Annotated in this window: 23 protein-coding genes; 11 read left to right on the top strand and 12 right to left on the bottom strand. The window is 64.5% G+C overall.

The genetic code is table 11. The features are described 5' to 3' along the window. From V3H18_RS13640 to V3H18_RS13615, 6 genes are all read right to left on the bottom strand, one after another. Positions 1-1,624: proline dehydrogenase family protein (locus V3H18_RS13640; RefSeq protein WP_332082623.1), on the bottom strand; the 1,624-nt coding region annotated here is incomplete at its 3' end. 176 nt (positions 1,625-1,800) lie between these two features. Further along, positions 1,801-2,016, bottom strand: a complete 216-nt coding sequence (locus V3H18_RS13635; RefSeq protein ID WP_332082622.1) for a hypothetical protein — start codon at positions 2,014-2,016, stop codon at positions 1,801-1,803. A 64-nt stretch (positions 2,017-2,080) separates the two neighbouring features. After that, a complete protein-coding gene (locus tag V3H18_RS13630) occupies positions 2,081-2,890 on the bottom strand; it encodes a formylmethanofuran dehydrogenase subunit C (protein WP_332082621.1) in 810 nt (269 codons plus the stop codon). Further along, positions 2,887-3,795, bottom strand: a complete 909-nt coding sequence (gene fhcD, locus V3H18_RS13625) for a formylmethanofuran--tetrahydromethanopterin N-formyltransferase (RefSeq protein ID WP_332082620.1) — start codon at positions 3,793-3,795, stop codon at positions 2,887-2,889. The genes V3H18_RS13630 and fhcD overlap by 4 nt, the downstream gene beginning before the upstream one ends. Further along, complete coding sequence (locus V3H18_RS13620) at positions 3,783-5,420, bottom strand: formylmethanofuran dehydrogenase subunit A (RefSeq protein WP_332082619.1); 1,638 nt, start codon at positions 5,418-5,420, stop codon at positions 3,783-3,785. The genes fhcD and V3H18_RS13620 overlap by 13 nt, the downstream gene beginning before the upstream one ends. After that, positions 5,411-6,520, bottom strand: a complete 1,110-nt coding sequence (locus tag V3H18_RS13615; RefSeq protein WP_332082618.1) for a formylmethanofuran dehydrogenase — start codon at positions 6,518-6,520, stop codon at positions 5,411-5,413. Before V3H18_RS13615 ends, V3H18_RS13620 begins: the two co-directional genes overlap by 10 nt. 430 nt (positions 6,521-6,950) lie before the next feature. Between V3H18_RS13615 and pqqA the strand changes: the two genes are divergently transcribed. Both pqqA and V3H18_RS13610 read left to right on the top strand, forming a co-directional pair. After that, on the top strand, positions 6,951-7,064 hold the full coding sequence (pqqA, locus tag V3H18_RS16690) for a pyrroloquinoline quinone precursor peptide PqqA (protein ID WP_408631789.1): 114 nt from the start codon (positions 6,951-6,953) through the stop codon (positions 7,062-7,064). Positions 7,065-7,235: 171 nt separating this feature from the next. Next, positions 7,236-8,294: a cytochrome-c peroxidase gene (locus V3H18_RS13610; protein WP_332082617.1), complete on the top strand. Its 1,059-nt coding sequence runs from the start codon at positions 7,236-7,238 to the stop codon at positions 8,292-8,294. 3 nt (positions 8,295-8,297) lie between these two features. Here the strand turns inward: V3H18_RS13610 and V3H18_RS13605 are convergent, their stop codons facing one another. Continuing rightward, positions 8,298-8,918 carry a response regulator transcription factor gene (locus V3H18_RS13605; protein ID WP_332082616.1) on the bottom strand — a complete coding sequence of 207 codons (621 nt, stop codon included), beginning with the start codon at positions 8,916-8,918 and terminating at the stop codon, positions 8,298-8,300. Between the two features lie 149 nt (positions 8,919-9,067). On the opposite strand from V3H18_RS13605, the gene V3H18_RS13600 reads away from it, so the two are divergent. The 8 genes from V3H18_RS13600 (at position 9,068) to V3H18_RS13565 (ending at position 19,107) form a co-directional block, all read left to right on the top strand. Next, entirely contained in the window at positions 9,068-10,402 is a 1,335-nt protein-coding gene (locus V3H18_RS13600) for an ATP-binding protein (protein WP_332082615.1), read from the top strand. A gap of 187 nt (positions 10,403-10,589) precedes the next feature. Next, positions 10,590-14,033, top strand: coding sequence for a TonB-dependent receptor domain-containing protein (locus V3H18_RS13595; RefSeq protein ID WP_332082614.1), 3,444 nt, complete (start codon positions 10,590-10,592; stop codon positions 14,031-14,033). Positions 14,034-14,173: 140 nt separating this feature from the next. Further along, positions 14,174-14,575, top strand: coding sequence for an EF-hand domain-containing protein (locus V3H18_RS13590; protein ID WP_332082613.1), 402 nt, complete (start codon positions 14,174-14,176; stop codon positions 14,573-14,575). A gap of 61 nt (positions 14,576-14,636) precedes the next feature. After that, positions 14,637-15,815: an ABC transporter substrate-binding protein gene (locus tag V3H18_RS13585; RefSeq protein WP_332082612.1), complete on the top strand. Its 1,179-nt coding sequence runs from the start codon at positions 14,637-14,639 to the stop codon at positions 15,813-15,815. 128 nt (positions 15,816-15,943) lie between these two features. After that, entirely contained in the window at positions 15,944-16,903 is a 960-nt protein-coding gene (locus V3H18_RS13580; protein WP_332082611.1) for a YVTN family beta-propeller repeat protein, read from the top strand. Further along, complete coding sequence (locus V3H18_RS13575; RefSeq protein ID WP_332082610.1) at positions 16,900-17,646, top strand: ATP-binding cassette domain-containing protein; 747 nt, start codon at positions 16,900-16,902, stop codon at positions 17,644-17,646. Before V3H18_RS13580 ends, V3H18_RS13575 begins: the two co-directional genes overlap by 4 nt. Continuing rightward, positions 17,643-18,470: an ABC transporter permease gene (locus V3H18_RS13570; RefSeq protein WP_332082609.1), complete on the top strand. Its 828-nt coding sequence runs from the start codon at positions 17,643-17,645 to the stop codon at positions 18,468-18,470. The genes V3H18_RS13575 and V3H18_RS13570 overlap by 4 nt, the downstream gene beginning before the upstream one ends. 34 nt (positions 18,471-18,504) lie before the next feature. Then, positions 18,505-19,107, top strand: coding sequence for a class I SAM-dependent DNA methyltransferase (locus tag V3H18_RS13565; RefSeq protein WP_332082608.1), 603 nt, complete (start codon positions 18,505-18,507; stop codon positions 19,105-19,107). An 18-nt stretch (positions 19,108-19,125) separates the two neighbouring features. Here V3H18_RS13565 and V3H18_RS13560 read toward each other — a convergent pair whose 3' ends face one another. From V3H18_RS13560 to V3H18_RS13545, 4 genes are all read right to left on the bottom strand, one after another. After that, positions 19,126-20,064, bottom strand: a complete 939-nt coding sequence (locus tag V3H18_RS13560) for a hypothetical protein (RefSeq protein ID WP_332082607.1) — start codon at positions 20,062-20,064, stop codon at positions 19,126-19,128. A 47-nt stretch (positions 20,065-20,111) separates the two neighbouring features. Further along, positions 20,112-20,639, bottom strand: coding sequence for a translation initiation factor IF-3 (gene infC, locus V3H18_RS13555; protein ID WP_332082606.1), 528 nt, complete (start codon positions 20,637-20,639; stop codon positions 20,112-20,114). A gap of 184 nt (positions 20,640-20,823) precedes the next feature. After that, positions 20,824-21,699 carry an alpha/beta fold hydrolase gene (locus V3H18_RS13550; RefSeq protein WP_332082605.1) on the bottom strand — a complete coding sequence of 292 codons (876 nt, stop codon included), beginning with the start codon at positions 21,697-21,699 and terminating at the stop codon, positions 20,824-20,826. Continuing rightward, entirely contained in the window at positions 21,696-21,920 is a 225-nt protein-coding gene (locus V3H18_RS13545; protein WP_332082604.1) for an FmdB family zinc ribbon protein, read from the bottom strand. Before V3H18_RS13545 ends, V3H18_RS13550 begins: the two co-directional genes overlap by 4 nt. A gap of 111 nt (positions 21,921-22,031) precedes the next feature. On the opposite strand from V3H18_RS13545, the gene V3H18_RS13540 reads away from it, so the two are divergent. Continuing rightward, a complete protein-coding gene (locus tag V3H18_RS13540; RefSeq protein WP_332082603.1) occupies positions 22,032-23,759 on the top strand; it encodes an acyl-CoA dehydrogenase family protein in 1,728 nt (575 codons plus the stop codon). A gap of 142 nt (positions 23,760-23,901) precedes the next feature. Here V3H18_RS13540 and glpD read toward each other — a convergent pair whose 3' ends face one another. After that, complete coding sequence (glpD, locus tag V3H18_RS13535; protein ID WP_332082602.1) at positions 23,902-25,368, bottom strand: glycerol-3-phosphate dehydrogenase; 1,467 nt, start codon at positions 25,366-25,368, stop codon at positions 23,902-23,904. Positions 25,369-25,554 lie beyond the last annotated feature (186 nt).

The raw sequence follows: 25,554 nt of genomic DNA, 5'->3' as shown, positions 1-25,554 counted from the left end.
CGACGCTCGGGCGCGCCTCAGGCGGCGTCGCCGGCGCGCGCGCCTCGCCGATCAGCGCCGCAAGCGCCGTCCGGTCGCCGAATTCGACGCCTTTCGAATTGGCGCGCAACGGCAGATAAATCTCGGCCGGAAACGGCAGGCGCGGGTGACGCGCGTTTTGGGACGAACCAAGCGTCTCGTGAGGGTGGGCGATCAGTACGCCCTCGGGCGTCTCGGGATCGGCGGCGCGCGCGACGAAAGAAGAGTTCGCGCCATTCTCGATGAGGCGCCGTACGAGATAGCCGAGCAGATCGCGATGCGGGCCGACGGGCGCGTAGATGCGCTGGGGCGCGTCGCTGCGCGCGGCGAGCGCCTCGTAAAGCGCCTCGCCCATGCCATGCAGCCGCTGGAATTCGAAATCGCGGCGCTTGCCCGCCAGCGCCAGCACGGTCGCGACGCTGCGGGCGTTATGCGTCGCGAATTGCGGATAGAGACGCGAATTCTCGAGCAATTGCGCGGCGCAGGCATCGTAATTGAGATCTGTCATCGCCTTGCGCGTGAAGACGGGATAATCGGCAAGGCCGCGTTCCTGCGCGCGCTTGATCTCGCTGTCCCAATAGGCGCCTTTCACGAGCCGCAGCATGAAGCGCCGATCAAGCGCCTCGGCGAGCGCAGCGACATAGTCGATCACAGCGGCCGCGCGCTTCTGATAGGCCTGCACGGCAAGGCCGAAGCCGTCCCAGCCGGCAAGCGAGGAATCGGCCGCGACGCGGGCGATCACGTCGAGCGAGAGTTCGAGACGATCCGCCTCCTCCGCGTCTATGGTGAAGGCGAGATCGCGCGCCTTGGCGAGCCGCGCCAGCTCCAGCGCGCGCGCCGGCAATTCGCCCAGCACGCGATCGCGCGAGATCGCCTCATAGCGCGGATGGAGCGCGGAAAGCTTGACGGAGATTCCCGGCCGCGCCGGCAGACGTCCGTCGGCGTTAGCGCCGATGACGCGGATCGCATGGGCGTAGGCGTCGAAATAGCGCGCGGCGTCCTTCGCCGTCCGGGCGCCCTCGCCGAGCATGTCATAGGAAAAGCGTTCGCGATGGTCTTGCGCCCGCGCGATCGCCGCTTCGATCGTTTCGCCAAAGACGAAATGCGCGCCCATCAGCCGCATCGCCTGTTTCGCCGCGCCGCGCAGCGCCGGGAGGCCGAGGCGGCGTGCGAGATCGGCGACGAGGCCGCGCGGCTCCGCGGCGTCGACGAGGCGCGCCGAAAGGCCGAGCGCGAAGGCGCAGGCCTGCACGAGCAGCGCCTCGCTCGAGGCTTCGTGATGGGAGAAATCGCCGGCCGCGAGCTTGTCGGCGATCAATTGGTCGGCGGTGGCGTCGTCTCGCACGCGCAGGAGCGATTCCGCCAGAGCCATCACCGCGAGCCCTTCGCGCGAAGAGAGCGAGAATTCATGCAGAAAATCCTCGACGCCGCCGAGCATGTCGTGCCGATCGCGCATGGCGCGGACAAGCGCGGCGGCGGTCGCCGTGACGGCCTCCCGAGTCGCCGCGTCAGGCCGCGCTGCAAAGAAGCGGGCGGCGAAAGCTTCGTCAGGCGGCGCATAGGGGGCCGCGAAAGCGTCGGGCAGGGAAAGCTCTACTGCGCGCATCGGCCGGCGCCCTCTCGATCTTACGGAAGATATGAGAGGCGCGCCCCGACTTGCAAAGACGCCTAGAGCGCTTCCCGATCACATGGAATCATTTGATCGATAAGGAATCGCTCAAGATCAAAATGTTGGAGCAGGTTCTCATCGAAAAAGTCTGTCAACTTTCTCGGAACCTGCCTTTAGATTTTATCGCCCTCGGCGCCGGGCTCCGCGCAGCGCCAGCGCGTCACCGTCAGATTGGGGTGTTCGCCGGACCACTGCGCGATATAGGGCAGCGCCTGCATCATGCAGTTTCGCGTGGAGCCGGTGGCCGATTCAAAAATAAGCTTGCGCTCGTCGCACGCCGCCGGCTGCGCCAGCGTGCACACGGTCAGGATGAGTTGGACGAAATGCATCGACGTACCCTCGCCCGATCGCCGCATTCGCGCGGCGACGGAAATTAAGCAAGGGTAATGCCGATCAGACCGGCGTCAATATCTCGCCTTTGCCATAGACCGCCGTATCCCCGCCATAACGGCGAAGCTTATGCGACAGCAGCTCAGCGGCGGCGGGGCTGTCCGCCTTGAGGCTGCGCGCGAAAAGTCTGGCGAAGGTCAAATCATGCGCGCCGCAGTCGAGATAGGTCGGGCCGAAGCATTGGCCTTTGCTGAGCACGATCGAGCCGCGCTTGTTGAGATAGCCGATGCGGCCTCCCGTCTTGCCCAGGACGAAGATCGTGCCCGCGATGAGGCGCGCGCCGAGGTCTTCGCCGGCGTCGCCTTCGATGACGATAATGCCGCGGCGCAGGCGATCGCCGGCGCGCGCGCCGGCGGCGCCGCGCACGATGACGCGCCCGCCCGCCATGCCGGCGAGTTCGCCCGCGAGCGGCCCGGCAAGGAAGTCGCCGGCGTCGCCCTTGATCTCAATCTCGGCGCCGAGATTGCCGGAGGCGACATAGGGGCCGGCGCTTCCCGTCACCGTGATCCTGCCGCCCTTGGCGAGGCGCCCGAGCTGCGCGCCGACCGCCCCTTCGACATGGATTGAGAAACCCGGCAGCAGTTTCGCGCCAATGAGATCGAAGCGCGACGAGCCGCCCTCATAGCGCGTCGTCTTCACGTCGCCCGTTTCGACCTTGAATACGTCGCCGACCTTGATCGTAGAACGGGTCGTGCCGATGTCGATCGCCTCGATCTCGGCGGCCGACTTGCCGGCGAGGCGGTCGGGCGTCAGCGCCGAGAGATCGACGCGTTGCGGCGGCTCGTTGCGAAGCGTGAAAGTGAGCCCGGTCACGGCGCCAATTCCTTCAGGTGATAATGAAACGGTCCGAGCTTGCCGCCGTAATTGCCGGCGCCGACGCGCTTCGCGCCTTCCTCCGGCCCGAGATCGATAATGGCTTTCAGCCCCGCGCGCATCGCCTCGCGCACGGCGCCGTCGGTGAGGCCGTCGATGACGATCTCCAGCACGCAGCCGATGTCCTCGTCGAGCGCGCTTTTGGTGACGCCGCGCAGCGTCGGGCAATAGGCGTCGTTGGTCGAGGCGCTCATGCCCTTATATTGCGAGCCGACCTTCGAGCCCGACCGCACGATGCCGCCGGGAAACGGCATGATCGCGTCCTTGACTCCATGGATGGCGTTCACGGCGGCCTCGGTGGCGATCATGGTTTTGTGCCAATCGGCGCCCATCACCAGAAGATTGCCGCCGCCGACGGATTTCTTGATGACGCCCACCTGACTCTCGACGAAGAATTCGCCGTCCATCACCGGCACGCGCCAGAAGCGCCGCCCGTCCACGACCTTCGACATCTGCCATTTGTCGCCGAACTGGCGCATGGCGTCGCCGACCTTGATCTTGAGGTCGCCGTCGAAAGCGGAATAAAGCGCCGTGCCGGGGCAAGTGAGAATGCACTGGCCGACGCGATTGACGAGCGCCTTCTCCGCGCTCTTCGCCGAGAAGGCGAAGAAGAGCAGGCGCACCCCCGGCCGGCCGTCCGGCGTCTCCTCTTCGGAAAGCTCGGCGTCGACCCCGGCCTCGCAGTCGCAGCCAATCACGGAGGTGGCGTAGCCCGTCACGGTCGCCGCCGCCTGATTGGCCCATTTGCGCGTCGGCGCCGTGACGATCAGCCCGGTGGAGGCCATCGGAAAGGCTTCGGCGAAACTGTCGTCGATACGTACGCCGTTACGAACTAGACCCGACATGCGACCTCCGCGAAGGCGTCCGTATTCGGCAGCGCGGCGTCTGGCACGTCGAAAATCGTGCGTGGCAGGCCGTAAAGCTCTTCGTAATAGGAATCGAGGCGTTTGACGATTTTCTCGTCATAGCGCGGCTTGATATGCAACGTCTTGCCGCGCGTGTAATGCGAAACCTCGCCGTCGCGCACGATGCGTTCGCCGTCCTTGTAAACGAGGGCCGCGCGACGGAACATCCCGGCCACGTCGCGGCCGCGCTTATAGACGGCGATGTCGGCGACGGCGCCCGGCCCGAGTTGGCCGCGGTCGGTGAAGCCGAACAGCTTCGCCGCGCCAGAGCGGCTCATCTGCGCGATTTCATAGAAGGTATATTCGCGCGTGATCGAGGGCAGGATCGTATGCTCCAGCACTTCCGCCGGCAGACGCGCAATATGCTCCGCCCGCAACTCCTTGCTCATCAGCAGCGCAAACAGTTCGGGATAGGTCGTGAACGGCCCGCCATTGGGATGGTCGGTGGTGAAGAACACCTGCTCGGGATTATTGATGAGCAGGAACAGCTCCAGCCCCGCCGCCCATTGAATGGCGTTGTAATAGTTCGAGACCTTATAGACGTAGGGCACGATGCCGCCGCCATTGGCGTCGCCGTCGAAGATCGCGCCCTTCTTGGGGATCGCGCCCGGCAGGCTGTTGAACTGCTTCAAGACGTCGGAAGAGATCGTCACCGTATCGGAGAACATCACCTGGCCGACGTCGACGCTCACATTCTTGTTGGCGTTGACCTTCTCGGCGAAACGCGCGCCGGCGGAAGAGAAGCCGTTCTTGCCCTCCTTGCCATAGGCGTAGAACTGCACATGGGCGAGATGCAGCGGCAGGCCCTGCGCCGCGTCGATCGTCTCGAGCGCCGTCTCGATGTTTCCGGCGAGGCCGAGATTATTCATATGCAGATGCAGCGGATGGACGATGCCCACCGCCTGCGTCGCCTTCTGCAGCGCCTGGAAAATCTGGCGCGAGGTGAGGCCGTAAAAAGGCACGACATCGTCGAGGCCGAAGGCGCGCATATTCTCCTTGAAAGCCTCGACGCCGCCGGGATTAATGCATTTTAAGCCCAGCGAACGCGTATTCTCGACCGTCTGCGCGACGTAATCGTTGATCGCGTTTTCCTTCTCGCCGTCGCGCAGCATGGCGAGCAAGAAGTCGTCATTGCCGAGCACGGTGAGCGCGCCCTTGTCGATGATCGGCGTATCGTTGAATTCGAGATGCGTCTGCAAAGCGTGATGCGGCGCCATCGCCGGCTCGACGACGGTGGTGAAGCCCATCTGCGCATAAAGCCGGCCGGTCTCGAAGGTCGACCATTTGGCGGTGGAGAGCGGCGTGCCGGCGAGCCGCGCGCGAATGGCGCGATGCAGCTCCGGAAGCAGCAGCCGCGCCGTATTCACATTGCCGCCGGCGATATGGGAATGAATGTCGATCGCCCCGGCCATGACGATATGGCCGGAAACGTCGATCTCCTCGTCCGGGCTGCGCCCGCTCGGCGGCGCGACGATGCGGCCGTCCTCGAACCAGACGTCGCCGATCGCGTCCCGCTGCGTCGCGGGATCGACGACATGGCCGCCGCGCAAAACTGTCAGCGCCATATGCCCTCCGAAGAACCAGAAATTTCCGCGCCGATGGCGTTGATGACATCGGCGACGCTCGGCGCGCCAGAGGGCGCGCTCGCCCGGCGCAGCGTCGCGCCGCCCGTCTCCTGCGCCATCAGCACGGCGTCATGGGTGACGCCCGGCTGGCCGACTTCGATATAGAGGCCGCGCGCCGGCGCCGCTTCCGCCGGCGCGAGGGTGACGAGCGGAATATCGCTTCGCGACCATGCCGGGAGCTCGCCATCGAAGGCGGAAATCCACAAGGCGGCGTCTGCCTCGCCGCTCTCGATGAGGCGCGAAGCCTCGAAGCGCCAGGGATCATGCTCGGGATAGCCGCGGCCGAAGCCCGTGCGCGGCGGAAAGCCCGTGAGCCAGCCGGCCGTCTGGGTCACGCCCGCCGCGCCGCTGCGCCCGCCAATATGTATGCCGGTGAATCGCGTCGTAGCGTTGAGATCGGTCGCGAGATTTTGCAGCATCTCGATCGCTAGCGCATCGAGCGCCGACGCGGACCAGACGAAGACGCCGAAATGCGCGGCTTTCAAGGTCTCGACGAGGCTGTCGACGAGCGCGATCTTTTCCGCGTCGAGCGCGACGGGCCGCCCGCCAAGGCGGGCGCGCCATACGGCGAGAACGCCGGAAATTTCCTGCGCCGACGCTGAGATAATCTTGGCGTTTGCGATCGCCCCCGCCTCCGCCTCGCTCGGCCCGAGCCAGACGACCTTGCGCGGCCCGCCGGCCTGAGCGCCGCGACAGGGCGCTTCCCCGAGGGCGAGCCGCTCCAGCATCCCCGGCCAGGCCTGCGTCAGACCCGCGCCGATCAGCACGACGCAATCGGACCGCAGCCGCGCCTCGTTCGGCGTCGTGGTGAACATGCCGAAGGAGCGCTTCACGTCGAGATCGCCGAGCGAATCGCGCGACGCGAGATGGTCGAAGGCGCCGCGCAGCCGCTCCGCCAGAAGGATCGCGGCGCGCGCGCCGGCGATGTCGGCGCCAAGCCCCGCGACGAGCGGAAATCGGGCGCCGCCGAGAATTTTAGCGGCTTGTCGATAGGCTTCCTCAAGCGCAATCGGCTTGCCGTCGAGCGTCGCCGTTCCCATTCCTCCCCCGCTTCAAATATTCGCCGCCCGCGTCTTTTCGCGATCGGCGCGGCGGGCTATATCTTTTTGTTTTTTAACGCCTACTTGATTTCAGTCGGCGCCCCGCCCGTCGCCCACGCATAGAGCAGGATCGTTTGAGATGGAAGCGCGCGGCGTCTCCATCGCGAACGCGAATCCGGCTCTAACTCCTTAATTAGAACGAGATTCACGTCATTGACGGAAGCGCGCGGCGTTTTCGTCAATAACGACCTCGCTCTAGCAGCGGTTCGGCCGCCTGTCGAGACGCTCCAGCGCTTCTTTATCGTCGCACATTTCATAGGCAAATCTTGCCTCATGTCGCGGCCCAACCTATTTGCGAAGAGGCGCCTGTCGTGTTAAATGCTTCGCCGAGCTCAAACCTGCCGGCGCCGCAAGGTCGCTTATAAGCAGGATGCAGCCCTACAAAAAACCCAGACGGAGGAATGCAATGGCCTGGACGACTCCCGTAATTGTCGAAGTGTGCGTCGGCATGGAAGTCACGAGCTACGAGTCCGCCGAGATCTAAAACTCGGCGTGGTCGCCGCCTGCGCGGCCAGACCCGCAAATTTCTCGAGTCGAGCCGGTGGGAAGAGCGAAGCGTTAGGCGCGCGACTCTTTCGGAACGCCGGCTCGATTTGTATCTGACGGCTTTTCGCGGCGACTGTCGCCGCGCCGGTTATGCGCAAGGAAGAGCGGCATGCGCGCGTCATTCCTCGGGGTTTTGCTCCGCCTCGGCATATTTTCATGCCTTGTCGCTTTTTCCTCTGGGGCGCCTCCCGCCAAAGCGCAGGACGCCCAGTCGAAAAAGCTCCTCGACGACGCGAAGCAAATTTTCAAGCCGATCTCCGTCGCGCAGCCTGCAAAAGACCCCGTAGCCGCGGCGCGCGTTGAACTCGGCCGCCGCCTCTTTTTCGAGAACCGCGTCTCGATGGACGGCAATGTGAGCTGCTCGCATTGCCATTTGCCGGACAAACAGGCGAGCGACGGCCTGCCCAAGGCGATCGGCGTCTTCGGCAAGGAAAATCCGCGCAACGCGCCGACGATCTTCAACGCCCTGCTGAACGTCAAGCAGCACTGGCGCGGCGAGCGCGAGTCGCTCGAAGATCAGGCGGAAAAGTCGCTGCTCGGACCGGCGAGCTTCGGCAATCCCGATTTCGCGACGCCCATGGGCAAGCTGAAAGCCGTTCCCGCTTATGCGGGCGCCTTCGCCAAGGCTTTCCCCGGCGAGAAGGATCCGATCAATTCGAAGAATTGGGCGCTCGCCATCGGCGCCTTTGAGCGCACGCTGCTGACGCCGTCGAAATTCGACGCTTTTCTCGCAGGGGACGCGGCGGCGCTCTCAAAGGAACAGCAGGCGGGCCTGCGCACCTTCATTGATCTTGGCTGCGCCGGCTGCCACGAGGGCGCAGGCGTCGGCGGCGACTCCTTTCAGAAATTCGGCCTCGTCGTCGATTATTGGAAGGAGACCGGCGTCGCGACGCCCGACAAGGGCCGGGCCGACGTCACGAAGAGCGATTCGGACCTCTATATCTTCAAGGTTCCGAGCTTACGCAATGTCGCGAAGACCGCGCCCTATTTCCATGACGGCTCGATCGACGATCTGACCAAGGCCGTGAAGATCATGGGCAAGACGCAGCTTGGCGCGGACATATCCGATAAGGATGCGGCGGAGATCGTCGCCTTTCTCGGGTCGCTCACCGGGCCCGTCCCGGCGAATTATTCCGCCCTCGAGCCATATCCCGACGCGCCGAATTAACCCTCACGTCAGCTTCTGCTCCAGCGCGATGCGCATCAGCTCCATCGGCGTGCGGGCGCCGAGCTTGCGCTTCATGATCGAGCAGGAATTGGCGATCGTTTTATAGGAGACCTGGGTCGCCTCGGCGATCTCCGCCATGCCGAGCCCGCGGCCGAGCATCCGCAAAATCTCCAATTCGCGCGCGGTGAGCGCCGCGAGCGGGCTGGCGGCGGCGCCGTTCTTCTCGAAAGCGAGGCGATTGGCGATTTTGGGCATGAGAAACACGCCGCCCGCCCCGACTTCGCGCACCGCCGTGAGCAGGAGATAGGGGTCGTCGTTCTTCGTCACATAGCCCTTGGCGCCGATCTGGATCGCGCGCGCGGCGAAGATCGGATCGTCATTCATGCTGAAGACGACGATGCGCGCGAGCGGATCGCGCTCAAGAATGCGGCGCGTCAATTCGAAGCCAGAGACCCCCGGCAGGCCGATGTCGACGACCATCACGTCTGGGCGATGCGCGATAAAGGCGGCGAGGCCCGTTTCCGCGTCGCGCGCGTCGACGACCTCGATATCGCCTTCGCTCGCGAGCATGGCCGCGCAGCCGGAGACGATGATGGGATGGTCGTCGACGATGAGAACGCGCATATTCGATTTTCGCTCCGAGAACCCCGACGCTTCGGGAGATTGATTTCCGCTTCCTTCGGGACGAGAGCGCCCCGCGATTGTGAGAACGCGAAAACATTGACCGCTTCGCGGGCTTTCGTAAAGTCGCCCGCTCTTTGAGAGAAAGCCCGATGTTTCGACGTCTTTCGCTGCGCATGCGGCTGTCGCTGCTGCTCGGCGCCGTGCTGGCGCTGGGCCTCGCGCTTGGCGTCGGCCTGCTCGTTCTCCACGCCGGCGCGCGCGTGCGGGCGGAGGCCGACGGCGCCACGCGACTTGCGCGCGACCTCGTCGAAGCGACGCTGAAGCGGCTTGAAACCGCCCCCGATCCGCAAGCGGAAATCGGGCGGCTTCTGGCCGACGCCCGGCGGCTGCGCCATGTCGCGGTCACGCTCGAAGGCGAGGAGGCGACGCCGCAAAGCCAGGACAATCGCGCGCCGCGATGGTTTTCTGCGCTGACGCTGCCCAAGGCCGCCGTCACGCGGATCGAGACCCCGCGCGGCGCGATCGACATCGCCGTCAATCCCGCCGACGAGATCGCCGAGATTTGGCAGGAGATCGTCGGGCTCGCGATCGGGGGCGCGGCGATCGCCCTCGCCGCTTTCGCGCTCGTCTCTTTCGCCGTCTCACGGACGCTGGAGCCCGTCGCGACGCTGGCGGAAGGGCTGCGGCGTCTCGAGCGGGGCGACCATTCCATCCGCGCGCCGGGCGGCGGCTCGCCGGAATTCGTCGTCATCGCCGAGCGCATCAACGCTCTCGCGGCGACGCTGCAGCGGCTCGACGACGAAAACCATCGGCTCGTGCAGCGCATGATCCATGTGCAGGACGAGGAACGCCGCGACATCGCCCGCGATCTGCATGACGAGATCGGCCCTTTTCTCTTCACGGTGCGCGCGGGCGTCGGCGCCTTGGCGCGAAAGGCCGCGAGTCCCGGCGTCGATCCGGCGCGACTTGCCGAGGATTGCGCGCGCATCGACGCCCAGCTCGCCGCCTTGCAGGAGGTCAACCGGCGCATCCTCGGCCGGTTGCGCCCGGCGGCGCTCGAAGAAATGGGACTCGCCGACGCGCTTGAGGCCCTGGCGCAGGGCTGGCGCGAAACAAATCCGCGCGTCGCGATTTCCCTCTCGCTCGACGGCGCCGCGGGCGAGGTGAAGGAAGAAACGGCGCTCACCGCCTATCGCATCGTCCAGGAAGGACTGGCCAACGCCTTTCGCCATTCGGACGCAGATCGCGTCGAGGTCGTCGCCGAACGCGTGAAGGACGTCTTGCGCATCGACGTGCGCGACAATGGAAAGGGCCTGGGCTTTCCGCCCGCCGCAATCCCCGAAGGCGGCGGCGGGCTTGGCCTGCGCGGCATGAGCGAACGCGTCAGCGCGCTTGGCGGAACATTGATGCTGGCCAATGAGACGGGCGGCGGCGCGCGCCTCACGGCGTCCCTGCCAATTGCTCCCAGAAGAGCTCAAGACTAGGCGTCGATGTCGGGAAATATTCCCGATGACTGCGGGACAACATCCGACTTTTTGCGTTATTTTTCAGAAGTGTAGCGCATGGGCCACAGCCGGGAAATATTGCCCGATAAGCGCATCCATCCGCTTCAACGCCTCTCCCGCGGGTTTATAAAACTTCGACTCGACTATTCGCCGGTTCGGAAGCCACATGACTTACGCCAAACATATCTCGCTTATCGCGCTCGGGGCCGCGCTCGCCGCCGGCGAGGCCCGCGCGCAACAGCAATTGCCGACGATCGAAGTGGGCGCCACGCCTCTACGCTCTTCCCCTCGCCACGCGCCCCCGGTCGCCGGAGCGCCGCCCTCCGCGCCCGGTGTCGCGCACTCCGCTCCCGCTCCTTTCGTTTCGCCGCTCGTGACCTATGAGGTGCCCGCCTCCGTTCACATCGTCGACAGCAAGGAAATCGCCAACACCCGCAAATTTGACCTCGGCGAGGCGCTGCAACGCACGGCGCCGGGCGTGCTGATCAACGACGTCGGCGGCAACCCTTCTTTTCCCGAGGTCGATTATCGCGGCTTCGTCGCTTCGCCTTACGCCGGCGTGCCGCAGGGCCTCGCCGTGTTCCAAAACGGCGTCCGCATCAACGAAATGTGGGGCGACACCGTCAATTGGGACCTGATCCCGAGCGTCGCCATCGACCGCGTCGCGATCGAGACCGGCAACCCGCTCTACGGCCTGAACGCCATTGGCGGCGCCATCGTTCTCGACATGAAGAACGGCTTCACCTGGCAGGGCTCGGAACTCGATATCCGCGGCGGCTCGTTCAATCGCCGCCAGGGCGCGTTCCAATATGGGCGCCGCATCGGCGACTTCGCCATGTACGCAGCCGGCGAGGCGGCGGGCGATTCCGGCTATCGCTATTTTTCCGGCTCGCAGATCAAGCGCTTCTACGGCGACATCGGCTATCGCGCGGAGAGCGCCGAGATTCACGCCAATGCGACGCTCGGCTCGAACCATTTCGGCGCCTCGGGCCCGGCGCCTGTGGAGCTGGTCGCGGGGGACAAGAGCTCCACCTACACGACACCGCAGACTTACAAAAATCAGGTCATGATGTTCGACCTCAACGGACAGTTTGACCTCAGCCCGACGACAAAGCTGCTCGGCGACATTCATTATCGCGGCTATAATCAGGCGCGCGTCGACGGCAATACGACCGAGTTCGAATGCGAGGGCGGACAGGACTTTTGCACGACGGGCGACGACCAACCCACAGGCGTGCCGAATTTTTTCAATACGGGAAATGAGTTCGTCCTGGGTCCAGCGCTCGGCGCCATCGACCGCACCTGGACGAAGATCAATACCGTCGGCTTCACCGGGCAGCTCAACAACACGGACAGGATTCTCGGCTTCCCGAACAAGTTCACCATCGGCGTCAACCTCGAACACGGATACACCGGCTTCAAGGCCAATCAGGAACTCGGAATCATCAACACCGATTACACGGTCACCGGCATCAACTACTTTACCAACGAGCCGGCCGCCGGCATCGCGCCAGTCAGCCTCAATGTCTCGAACTATTATCTCGGCGCCTATGCGCTGGACGCGCTCGATCTGACCGACAAGCTCACCGTCACTGGCGGCTTGCGCTTCAACCGCGCCAGCGTCCAGATGTACGACAATATGGGCACGGCGCTGAACTCGACCCATATCTTCGATCACATCAATCCCATGGGCGGCCTGACCTACAAGATCACGCCGCAAATCGCCGCTTTCGCCAGCTATTCAGTCGCAAACCGCGCGCCGACGCCTCTGGAGCTCGGCTGCTCGGACCCGAACCGTCCTTGCGTGATCGACGCCTTTCTGGTGGCCGATCCGCCGTTGAAGCAGGTGACGTCGAATACGATTGACATGGGCCTGCGCGGCGGCTTCAGGCCCGCCGAAGCCCTCCCCGACGCGCTCGGCCGCTTCCCCGGAACGGTTCAGTGGTCGGCCGGAATATTCCGCACCAACGTCTTCGACGACATTCTGAGCATTCCAAGCCAGATCGTCGGCCGCGGCTACTTCACCAACGCCGGCAACACGGTGCGTCAGGGCGCGGAATTTTCCATGCGCTACGCCGACGAGCGCATGTCGGCCTATGTGAATTACACGCTGACCGACGCCTACTTTAATTCGCAAAACATTCTCGGCTCGCCGAACAACCCCGCGGTCATGGCGGTTGGATCGACGGGCGTTCTGGTCAATCCAGGCGCCACGCTGCCGTCGATCGCGCGCCACCGCTTCAAGACAGGCGTCGATTACGCCATGACGCCGAAGTGGAAGGTTGGCGGCGACTTCATCTACGCCAGCGGTCCCTATCTCGCGGGCGACTGGGCCAATCAGTTCGGCACGCTGTCGCCTTACGGCCTTCTGAATCTGCGCTCCTCCTATGATCTCACGCCCTATCTGCAGCTCTATGCGCTCATCGAGAATGTGACGAATACGCGGTCGCGCAACTTCGGCACGTTTTTCGAAACCAACGCCATCAACTTTGCGAATTTCTACAATCCAAAGATGGTCTCGGTCGGGCCGCCGACGGCCTTTTACGCCGGCATGAAATGGAATTTCGGCGCTGAGCAGAGCGGTTGGATGGCTTTGGCGTCCGACGAGCCGGCGCGACAACCAGCCGATGCGCCGGCTCCGCGCAAATGGGCGGGCGTCTATGCCGGCCTTAACGCCGGTTACGGCTGGGGCGGAAAGACCGGCGCCCGCGTGAGCCCCAACGGGTTCGGCGACCGTTTCGCCGGGCTCTGGAACGAGAAGATCCTCGCCGAGGAGCCGGCCGACGACAACGCCACCTGGTGGAGCTTGTTCCTGCCAGGCGCGGCCGCGGGAGCGAATTCCGGATACGCCAACGTCAGCCGCAATGGCTTTATCGGCGGCGGCCAGGTCGGCTGGAACTATCAGGACGAATCCAATGTCGTGCTCGGCCTCGAAGCGGATTTTCAGGGGACGCTTTTCCGCGGCAAAGGCTCCTATAGCGGCGCCTTCGTCGAAAATGCGGGATATATCGACAAGGAAGAGGACGACGAACTGGAGAGCCTCGTGCTGACCCGCCAATCCGTCGGCGGCGGCGTTATCTCCGCGGGAAACCGCTGGATGGGCACCTTCCGCGGCAGGCTCGGCTATGCGGTCACCGACGCGCTTCTTGCGTATGGCACGGGCGGTCTCGCTTATGGCGACGTCTACGCATCCGCCATGCACTTCAACACATCCAGCATCCAGCGCCAAAACGAGTTGGGCGTGCTGGCGTGGAACTACGCCAATCCCGCTGCGATTGGCGGAGCCTCCTATTCCGGTTTCAAAGCCGGCTGGGCGGCGGGCGGCGGCGTCGAATGGATGTTCGCCGACAATTGGAGCGCCAAGGCGGAAGGCCTTTATTACAATCTCGGCAGCATCGATCTCATGTCGTCCCCGCTTGCGACCACATGTTCGAGCCAAGCGACAAATACCTCGGCGGGCGCCTGCGCCAGAGGCGCGTCGAGCGCCAACCGCATCGCGCCGGGCGGCCTCCTCTGGGCCAACGCCCCTGTGACAAAGGTCGTCTTCGACGGCGTCATCGTTCGCGCGGGCGTCAACTATCACTTCAATTGGGGGTCGAACCTCTTTTAAGCGACGCTCTCGTCATATGGCCTTTCGACAAACGGGCAGTCCCGCAGGGCCGCCTTTTTGTCGCCGGCGAACCTCTGGATATTTCGCCAATTGCCTCCTATGATTCGGGAGATTTTTCCCGGCTGACCTAGGAGGCTGATATGAATAAGCTGTTTCTTCTCGGCGGGCTCGCGGCGGCATGCCTGATCGCGGCTCCGGCCGCTCCCGCGCTGGCCAAGCAGGCCTCGCCCATCGCCACGCTCGATAAGGATAACGACGGGACGGTCGATCTCAACGAGATCAACAAGTCCGCGGAGGCGCTGTTTGTGGTTCTCGAAACGGACAGCGACGGCACGCTCGACCAGAAGGAAGTCGGCAAACATATTTCGAAGAAGGATTTCGCCGCGGCCGATCCCGACAAGAGCGGCACGCTCTCCAAGGACGAATATCTGGTCTATGTCACCGGCCTGTTCAAAGAAGCCGATCCTGACAATGACGGGACGCTCGACGAGAAAGAAATCAAATCCAAGAAGGGCAAAGCGCTGCTCCGCGCGACGCAGTGAAAGCCGCCGGCGCGCGGGGCGGCGACTTGATCCCGCGCGCCAAAGCCGCCATTTAGGCGGCATGAAAAGCCTCATCGCCGCCTTTTGTTTCGCGCTCGCCGCTTTGCCCGTCGCGGCCGAAACGCTCAATGTGAAGGTCGGCGTGCTGCGCGAGGCGCATTCGCGCGAGACGCTTTCGATACTCGACATTCCTGCGGCGGACGACGCGCTCGCGGGCGCGCTGCTCGGGGCCGCCGACAATAACACCACCGGCAAATTCACCAATCAATCCTTCGAAGCGATTGATGCGAAGCTCGAAGACGGCGACGACGCGGGCGCCGCGCTCGACGCGCTCGCCGAGAAAGGCGCGCTCCTCATCATCGCCGATCTTGCGCCCGAGCGTTTGCTTGCGGTCGCCGATCGCGCCAGGGCGAAGGGCGCGCTGCTCTTCAATATTTCCGCTGCGGACGACCGGCTTCGCGAAGAAGACTGCCGCGCCAATGTCCTTCATGTCGTGCCGACGCGCTCGATGCTCGCCGATGGGCTGGCGCAATATCTCGTCTGGAAGCAATGGCGCCGCTGGCTCTTGATCAAGGGTTCGCACCCAAAGGACGAATTGCTGGCGCAGGCTTTCCGCAACAGCGCGAGGAAATTCGGCGCGAAAATCGTCGAAGAGCGCGTTTATGAAGATACGGACGGCGGCCGGCGCAGCGATTCAGGCTCGGTGCAGACGCAACGCCAGATGCCGCTCTTCACCCAGAACGCGCCCGCCTATGACGCGCTGATCGCGGCGGACGAAAGCGAGGTTTTTGGCGGCTATCTTCCCTATCGCACCTGGGACCCGCGGCCGGTTGGCGGATCCGGCGGATTGAGGCCGACAAGCTGGGACGCCGCGCATGAGCAATGGGGGGCGCATCAATTGCAGAACCGCTTCATCCAGGCTTTCCGCCGCCCGATGAACGCACGCGACAATGGCGCCTGGCTCGCGATGCGGATGATCGGCGAAGCCGCGACGCGCGCCGCCTCCAATGACGCGGAAACGCTGCGCCGCTATATGCTCGGCAAGGATTTCTCCATCGCCGCCTTCAAGGGCGTGGCGCTTACGCTGCGCCCGTGGAACCAGCAATTGCGCCAGCCGATCCTCCTCTCCGACGGACGCATGGTCGTCTCCGTCTCGCCGCAGGAAGGCTTTCTCCATCAGGCGACGGAGCTCGACACGCTTGGCGTCGACCGGCCGGAAACGAAATGCAGGTTGAAATGATGAACGCTCTTCCGATTCGCTCGCGTTTCCGCCGTCATGGCCGGGCTTGTCCCGGCCATCCACGCGTGAGTTTCAACGATGTGGATGCCCGCGACAGGCGCGGGCATGACGCGCCTTACGCGATCAGCATGGCTGTGTCTGCTTTCCTCTACGCGACGCTCTCCTTGACGCCCGCCCACGCCTACAAGGCCTATGTCAGCAATGAGAAGGGCAATTCGATCACCGTCATCGACACGGAAAAACTCGAAGCGATCGCGACGGTGAAAGTCGGTCGGCGCCCGCGCGGCATCGAACTCAACAAGGACGGATCGGAACTCTACATCTGCGCCGGCGACGACGACGCCATTCAGGTGCTCGACACGAAGACGTTGAAGATCATCGGCAAACTTCCCTCCGGCCCCGACCCCGAGCTTTTGGCGCTGAGCCCGAACGGCGACATCATTTATGTCTCCAACGAGAACGACAATCTCGTCACGCTCATCGACGTGAAGCGCAAGGAGCAGATCGGCGATATTCCCGTCGGCGTCGAGCCCGAGGGCATGGCGATCAGTCCCGATGGCAAGCTGCTCGTCAATACGTCGGAGACGACGAATATGGCGCATCTCATCGACACTGGAACGAAAGAGATCGTCGCCAATATTCTCGTCGACGCGCGGCCGCGCTTCGCCGAATTCAAGAAGGACGGCTCCGAACTCTGGGTCTCTTCGGAAGTCGGCGGCACGGTCGCCGTCATCGATCCGCAGAAGCGCGAATTGAAGCAGAAGATCAGCTTCGAGGTCCCGGCCATGTCGAAGGAGGCCATCCAGCCGGTCGGCATGGCGATTACGCGCGACGGAAAACGCGCCTTCGTGGCGCTGGGGCCGGCCAATCGTATCGCGGTCATCGACGCCGAGACGAAGAAGATCGAGAAATATCTGCTCGTCGGCCAGCGCGTCTGGCACCTCGCTTTTACGCCAGACGAAAAATATCTGCTCGCCGCCAATGGCGTCTCGAACGATGTTTCGGTGATCGATGTCGCGAGCCTCAAGGTGCTGAAATCCATTCCCGTCGGCGCCTTTCCCTGGGGCGTCGTGGTCGCGCCGCAATGACGCAAGCGCTCGCGATTTCAGGCCTCAGCCACTCTTACGGATCGCGTAAGGCGCTTGACGATGTGAGCTTCTCCGTCGCGCCGGGAAGCTTCGCCGTGCTTCTTGGCCTCAACGGCGCTGGCAAGAGCACGCTCTTCTCGCTTATCACGCGCCTTTACGCGGCGCGTCAGGGAGAAATCGACGTCTTTGGCCGTAATGTCATGCGCGCGCCGGGCGCGGCGCTGCGCCGGCTGGGCGTCGTATTTCAGGCGCGCACGCTCGATCTGGAGCTCAGCCTGATGCAGAACCTCGTCTATCACGCGGCGCTGCATGGGATCGGCCCGCTGGAAGCGCGCCGCCTCGGGCGCGCCGCGCTAGAGCGCGCCGGCCTTTTGGAGCGCGCCGACGACAAAGCGCGCGCCCTCTCCGGCGGGCAGATGCGCCGCGTCGAGATCGCCCGCGCGTTGCTGCATGGGCCCCGCCTCCTGCTCCTCGACGAGCCGACGGTCGGGCTCGACATCAAGGCGCGCGCCGACATTCTCGCGCTCGTTCGCGATCTGGCGCGCAATGAGAATCTCGGCGTGCTATGGGCGACTCATCTCATCGACGAGATCGAAGACGATAATCAGGTCGTCATCCTGCATCAGGGCAAGGTGCTGGCGACGGGACGCGCCGCCGACATTGTCGCGGCGCAACGCGCAAAGAACATCGGCGAGGCTTTCGCGCGCCTGACCGGCGCCGGCGAGGAGAAGCTTTCGGCATGAGCGACGCGACCGCGCCGGATGGCTTCACATTGCGTCAATACGCCGTCTGCCTCTGGGGCGTCGTCTGGCGCGAGGGCCTGCGCTTCCTGCATCAGCGCGAGCGTTTCATCTCGGCGCTGGTACGCCCGCTCGTCTGGCTCTTCATCTTCGCGGCGGGATTTCGTCAGGTGCTGGGCGTTTCGATCATCCCGCCTTACGAGACCTATGTGCTCTACGAAGTCTATATCGCGCCGGGCCTCATGGCGATGATCCAGCTCTTCAACGGCATGCAGTCGTCGCTCTCCATGGTCTACGACCGCGAGATGGGCAATATGCGCATACTGCTGGTCTCGCCTTTTCCGCGCTGGTTTCTCCTCGGCGCCAAGCTTTTCGCCGGCGTCGCCGTCTCGATCCTGCAGGTCTACGCTTTTCTGCTGATCGCTTATTTTTGGGAGATCGAGCCGCCGACGACATGGGGCTATCTGACCGTCTTGCCCGCGCTCGCCCTCGCCGGCCTGATGCTCGGCGCGCTCGGCATGCTGCTCTCTTCGCTCATCAAGCAGCTCGAGAATTTCGCCGGCGTGATGAATTTCGTCATCTTTCCGATGTTCTTCGCTTCGTCGGCGCTCTATCCGCTCTGGCGCGTGAAGGAGTCGAGTCCCTGGCTCTATTATGTCTGCGCCGTCAATCCCTTCACCCATGCCGTGGAGCTGATCCGCTTCGCTTTTTATGAAAAGATCGAGTGGGTCTCGCTCGCGATCGTCTGCGCCTATACGAGCGTCTTTCTCATCGCGGCGGTCTTCGCTTACGATCCGGCGCGCGGCATGCTGATGCGGAAGGGATAGAGTCGCCTGAAGCCTTTCGGCGAAGAGCGAATTCATGACGAAGGGAGCCGAGCGCATCATCGGGCTTTATCGGCGCCATGCCCATATATGGGCGCAGCGCCGAGGCGACCGGCTGGTTGAAGCCGAGTGGCTCGACCGATTCAAAGAATTGCTGCCGCCGCGCCCAAACGTGCTCGATCTCGGCTGCGGTTCGGGCAAGCCCATCGCCCGCTATCTGATCGAAAAAGGATGCGAGGCGACGGGGGTCGATTCGGCGCCGGAAATGATCGCGCTATGCCGGGAGAGCTTTCCTCAAAGCGACTGGCGCGTCGCCGATATGCGCGAGCTCTCGCTGGAGCGCCGCTTCGACGGCATCATCGCCTGGGACAGTTTCTTTCACCTTGGGTTCGACGATCAGCGCCGGATGTTTCCGATCTTTCGCGCTCACGCCGCGCCGGGCGCCGCGCTGATGTTCACGAGCGGACCCGCGCATGGCGAGGCGATCGGCGAATTTGCAGGCGAGTTGCTCTATCATGCAAGTCTTGCGCGCGACGAATATGAAGCGCTGCTGCGCGCCAACGGTTTCGAGGTCGTAGCGCATATGGTCGAGGATCCGACCTGCGGCCGTCACACTATTTGGCTCGCACAACGACGGTGATCCCGCGCGGCGCGCCCTTTATTTCTTCGCGTCTTTCGCCTTCTCCTCGGCCGCAGCTTCTTCGGCGACGCCCGCCGGCAGTTTGACGCCCTTCGCGAGCTGGGCGCCGAGCGCGATGGCGCGCGCTTCGGTGAGACGCAGCGCGCAATAGCCGAAATCCGACTCCCGCGCGTAGGAACGGCATATTTCCTCGCGCCAGGAGGAGAATCCCGCCTGCTCCTTCACGATGAAATTGCGGATCGCCTTTTCCGCTTTTTCCTTCTTGAGGCGCTCGTAAAGCTCGCGAAAATTGCCGCGCACCGCTTTTTCGACGCGCGCGCGCGCGCCGAGCATTTCCTCGCTCTTCTTGGGATCGAATTCGTCGGCGCCCATGCCCCAGAGGCCCTCGGGATCGACGCGGCAGCCCGCTTCCTTGAACTCGCAGACCTTGCCTTCATTGGTGACGATAATGGCGCCGTCCAGAATATCGAAGGTGAAGGCGCAAGCGGGAAAGCTGATCTGGTAGCGGCGAAGCCCTGTGTCGCTGTCGCGCGGCGTCAGCTTCAGCGGCGCGCCGGGCGCCTCCACTCGGCAGGCTTCGCCCGAGCGCTTCAGATTGTCGCCCGCGAGCGTCAGTTTCGCGACCTGCAATTCGGACCCGTTGCGCGAAAATTCGATCGCGCCGTTTTCGCCGTCGCGCTTCAGCGTCTTGCCGATGATCGTGTCTTCGGTGGGCGCCTTCGGCATGATCGCCGGCCCCGCCGCCGCGCCCATCTCGCCGCCGACGCTTTTCTTCTTTTGGCCCGTGGCGACCGTCCCTTCCGGCGTCGGCGCCACAGCGCCGGGCAGTACGAGCTGGGCCAGCGCGGGCGCGGCGCCCGCCGCAATCAGCCACGCCCCCAACCACACGCCCAGCCACACGCCTATGAGAACGTCGGCGCGACGCAAAGCCAGAACGCATGACCGAGATCCCGACATGGCGACATTCATCTCCCTGCCAAGCCCTCGGCCCGGCGCGCCCCCTTTTAGCGCGGCGCCAGCACCATCACCATCTGCCGTCCTTCCATGGACGGTTCGAGTTCGACCTTGGCCATGGTCGCCGTCTCCGCCTTGACGCGCGACAGCAGTCGATAGCCGATGTCCTGGTGAGCGATTTCGCGGCCGCGGAAGCGCAAGGTGACCTTGACCTTGTCGCCCTCCTCGAAAAAACGGCGCACCGCTTTCATCTTCACGTCGTAATCATGTTCGTCGATGCCGGGCCGAAGCTTGATTTCCTTGACCTCGACGATTTTCTGCTTTTTGCGCGCTTCGGCCGCCTTCTTTTGCTCGGCGAAGCGGAAACGCCCGTAATCGAGTATTTTGCAGACCGGCGGCGTAGAATTAGGCGCGATCTCCACGAGATCGAGCCCCGCCCCTTCGGCCAGAGCCAGCGCGTCCGGCAATTGGACGACGCCGTGATTTTTCCCTTCGGAATCGATTAGCTGCACTTCTCGCGCGCGAATTTCCCGATTGATGCGCGGCCCTTCCTTCTGGGGGGCCGCAATGCTCTTCATTGGACGGCGAATGGATCATCTCCTTCTCATGGCCAAAAATCGGTCGGGGGACGCAAAAAGGCGCGCGACAACGACCGCCGGGCGCGAGGCCCGGGACCTCGGGAGAGATTCTCACGCCTGCGCCCCAAGTCAACTGCTGATAGCGCCTGGCCGCGCCTTTTTGCCGGCTTTCGCCACGAGCCGTTCACAGAAAGCGCAAAATGAGCTCATTGACCCGAGCCGGCGCGTCCTCGGGCGTCCAATGCGAGACGCCGGGCAAAAGCTCGATGCGCAGATTGCCCGCATAGCGTTCAGCGCCCTTCAGGCAGGATTCGCCGAGGGCGACGTCGTCCGCGCCCCAGATGACTAGCGTCGGCGTCTCGATCGTTGCGTCGAGATTCTCGGCGGCGAGAATGTCGCGGCCGGCGGCGCGATACCAGTTGAGCATGGCCGTCGCGGCGCCGGGCGCGGCGGCGTTGGCGCGGTAAATCGCCATTATCTCCTCGGAAAAAACCTCGGCGCGGCCGGCGGCGCGGCGCATCAGCCAGGCGGCGCCTGCCCCGCCCCCGGCCGAAAGCAGCCAGTCGGGCAGAAAGGGAAGCTGGAAAAAACCCGCATAGGCGGATTTGAACTTTTGCCGCCATTCCTGCTCCAGCGCGCGGCGATAGCACAGGGGATGGGGAATATTGAGCGCGACGAGGCGGTCGAGCCGCGCAAGCTTGCGAATCGCGATGACCCAGGCGATCAAGCCGCCCCAGTCATGGCCGATGAGCGCGACGGAAGTCGGATTAACGGCGTCGATCAGCGCCGCCACATCGCCCGCGAGCGCGTCGAGCGAATAGGCTTCTCTCTCCTTCGGACGGCTCGTCCCGCCATAGCCGCGCTGATTGACCGCGAGGACGCGATAGCCGGCGGCGGCCAGCGGAGCCATAAGATGACGCCACATGACGGCGTGCTGGGGAAAGCCATGCAGCAGCAAGGCCAGCCGGCCGCCTTCGCCGGCTTCAAACGCCTCGAATTCAAGCCCGTTGGCGGGAATGACGATGCGGCGCGCGCCTAAAAGGGCGGCCGCCGAGGTCACATCTGGCCCGCAAGCGCCGGACAGCTCGCACAGGGCGTCCCGCCCGACATGGCGCCGCAGCTTTCCGCCGTCTCGCCGCCGGGAGCCGGCCGGGCGATCAGCGACAATTGGCGCTCGACATGGGCGCCGCCGCAACCCGGACAGGCGGGCGTTTCGTCGAAACGCGACAGAGTCTCGAATTCATGCGCGCAATCATTGCAGCGATAGGCGTAAAGCGGCATAGGCCCTCGGACGGACTGAACGGATTAGGCGGGGATTTTAGCGGTCCCATCGCCCGGCGCAAGCCGCGGCTTGCTAAATTCCCGCCTGCGAATCGCATCGGGGAAAACGGAATGACTTATCGCGCGCCGCTCGACGACATTCTCTTCGCGCTTCGCCTCGCGGCGGGCGACGGCGCGATCAAGCCGGGCGGGATATATGCCGACCTCGCCGAGGGCGTCGCCGAGCAGACGCTGACCGAAGCCGCGAAATTCGCCGAAGGATCTCTACTGCCGCTCGACAAGATCGGCGACAGCGTCGGCGCGGCCTACGCCAATGGTGCCGTGACGACGCCGCCCGGCTGGCGCGAAGCCTATGCGCAATGGAAGGAAGGCGGCTGGAACGCCATCGCCGCCGCCCAGGATTACGGCGGTCCTGATCTCCCCGCGCTGCTCAACGCCGGCTGCACGGAAATCTGGAACGCCGCCAATATGGCTTTCGCGCTGTGCCCGCTGCTCGGCCATGGCGCGATCGAGGCGATCGAGGCGCATGCGAGCGAGGAACTGAAGGAAGCCTATCTGCACAAGATCGTCAGCGGCGAATGGACCGCCACGATGAATCTGACGGAGCCCGGCGCTGGCTCCGACCTCGGGCTCATGCGCATGCGCGCCGAACGCGCCGCCGACGGATCCTATCGTCTTTTCGGCCAGAAGATTTTCATCACTTATGGCGAGCACGACCTCGCGCCCAACATCCTGCATCTCGCCCTTGCGCGTCTTCCCGACGCGCCCGCCGGCACGCGCGGCATTTCGCTTTTTCTCGCTCCCAAATTCCTTCCCGACGAAACAGGCGCCTTCACGCGGCGCAACGACCTGCGCTGCGGCGGCATCGAACATAAGCTCGGAATCCATGGTTCGCCCACCTGCACCATGATCTATGGGGATGAGGGCGGCGCCGTCGCTTATCTCGTCGGCGAAGAGAATAAAGGCCTCGCCTGCATGTTCACCATGATGAACAACGCCCGTCTCGCCGTGGGCCTGCAGGGCGTGGCGCTCGCCGAGCGCGCGACGCAGGCGGCGCTCGCCTATGCGCGCGAGCGCAAGCAGGGACGCGCGCCGGGCGCCGGCGAGACGAGCGCGATCGTCGAGCATCCCGACGTCGCGCGCATGCTGCTCACAATGGCGAGCTTTACGGCCGCCGCGCGCGCCATTTGCTTTGAGACCGCGGCGGCGATCGACCGCGCGAAGCGCGACGGCGACGGCGCGGCGCAGGAGCGCGCGGGCCTGCTCACGCCCGTCGCCAAGGCCTTTTCATCCGATATCGCCAATGAAGCGACCTCGCTCGCCGTGCAGGTTTTCGGCGGCATGGGCTATATCGAGGAGACCGGCGTGGCCCAACTCCTGCGCGATGCGCGAATCTGCGCGATCTATGAAGGCACGAACGGCATTCAAGCGATCGACCTCGTGACGCGCAAGCTCCGCGCGACGGACGGCGCGGCCTTGAAGCGCGAGATGGAGGACATGCGCGCCATCGCGCGCGAGGCCGATTCTTCGCAAGCGGCGCTTGGCGACGCTGTCGAGGCGCTGGCGCTGGCGAGCGATTATCTCATCCGCGCCGAACCCGCCGCGGCGCTTGCCGGCGCGACGCCCTATCTGCGCCTCTTCGCGCTCGCGCGCGGCGCGACGCTGCTCATGAAAGGCGCGCGGCGCGCAAGCGCCGAAGGCGACGCCAAGGCCGCGCGCTACGCCGCGCTCGCGCGCTTCTTCATCGACAATGTCGCGGTCGCCGCGCCCGGTCTCGCGAGAAGCGTGTGCGAAGGCGCCGGCTCGGTGAATGAGGCGCAGGCGGCGCTCGGGGAATAGTGATTGCTCCGCTCCGCAGGGGTCGCGCGACGACCATCCCATTGCGTCATGGCCGGCCTTGCGCCGGCCATCCACGCCAGGATGTTGCGGAATAATTTCGTGGATGGCCGCGACAAGCGCGGCCATGACGCGCGAGAAACCGTCAGGCGCCGATGAACTCGCGCAGCGCCTCTTGCTGCGCGGCGCTCATATGAAGTCCAAGCTTCGAGCGGCGCCAAAGAATATCGTCGGCCGCGCGCGCCCATTCCTTCTCGCGAAGATAGGCGACCTCCGCCTCGCTCAAGCCGCAGCCGAAGTCGCGGCCAAGATCGCCGAGCGTCCGCGCGTCTTTCACTATATCGAAGACCCGCATTCCATAGGCGCGCGCGAGCCGCAGAGCCAGTTCGTCGCCCAGAAACGGCTTCTCGCGCTTGAGCGCCGCGAGAAAGCCCGAAAAACTTTCGCCCATATCGCCGCCGGGAAAAACAGCGCCCGCCGTCCACGCCGCGCCATGCGCCGGAAGAAAACGCGCGAGTTCGTCGAGCGCATGTTCGGCGAGACGGCGCGCCGTCGTGATCTTGCCGCCGAAAATCGAGAGCGACGGCGCCGCGCCCTCCGGCGCGTCGAGATCGAAGGCGTAGTCGCGCGTCACGACTGAAGCTTTCAGCGAACCATCATCATAAAGCGGCCGCAGGCCGGCGTAGCTCCAGATGATGTCGCCCCGCGTCGCCGGCCGGCGCAGAAAATGATTGAGCGAAGCGAGGAGATAATCCGTCTCCTCCTCGCTGATCGCGACAGGTCCAGGCGCGCCGTCGTAAGCAACGTCGGTTGTGCCGATCAGCGTGAAGCCCTGCTCATAGGGAATGGCGAAGACGATGCGGCCGTCGGGATTTTGCAGAATATAAGCCTGCGGCCCGTCATAGAGCTTGCGCAAGACGAGATGCGAGCCCTTCACCAATCTCACATGCTTGCGCGAAGCGATATGCAGCGCGTCTTCGATCACCTGCGACACCCAGGGCCCCGCGGCGTTGACCAGCGCGCGCGTTTGAATCGTCTCGCCATCCGCGAGCGCCGCGCGCCAATGCTCGCCACGCCGCTCGGCATGCGCAAGACGCGCGCCGACGCTGATCGTCGCGCCGCGCTCGGCCGAGTCCATCGCGTTGAGAACGACGAGCCGGGCGTCGTCGACCCAGCAATCGGCGTAAGTGAAGCCGACGGAATAGGCGTCCCGCAGCGGCGCGCCCAGCGCATCGCCTTTGAGGTTCGCCATATGCGAGCCCTCGAGCCGTTTGCGCCGCGCGAGATGGTCGTAAAGAAAGAGTCCGAGCCGCAGCATCCAGACCGGCCGCAGTCCCTTCTCATAGGGCAGCACGAATTTTAATGGCCAGATGATGTGGGGCGCCGCCGCGAGCAGCAATTCGCGCTCGGCGAGCGCCTCATGCACAAGGCGGAATTGGTAAAGTTCGAGATAGCGCAGACCGCCGTGGATCAGCTTGGTCGAGGCGGAGGACGTGCCTTGCGCGAGATCGCCCTGCTCCACGAGCCTGACGGATAATCCGCGTCCGGCGGCGTCGCGCGCGATGGCGCAGCCGTTGATCCCGCCGCCGACAATGAGGAGATCGTAGATCATGGCCGCCTCCGATTCGAAGCGGCCATGACTATAGACTTATCCGTGCGGACGGCTCGCCTGTTGGCGGCCGCCGCCGCCATTCGCGCGCCGCTTCTGGCCGTTGAACGGCGCGCCGGGGCGTTGCCCCCCGTTAGGGCGCTGTCCCTCGCGACGGGGATGCTGAGGCGCGCCGCGCGGCGCGGCCTT

Source organism: Methylocystis borbori (assembly GCF_036576025.1).
In the GTDB taxonomy this organism is placed as follows: domain Bacteria; phylum Pseudomonadota; class Alphaproteobacteria; order Rhizobiales; family Beijerinckiaceae; genus Methylocystis; species Methylocystis borbori.
The sequence above is the reverse complement of the archived record's forward strand: the minus strand, read 5'-3'. Positions and strand labels throughout refer to the sequence as shown.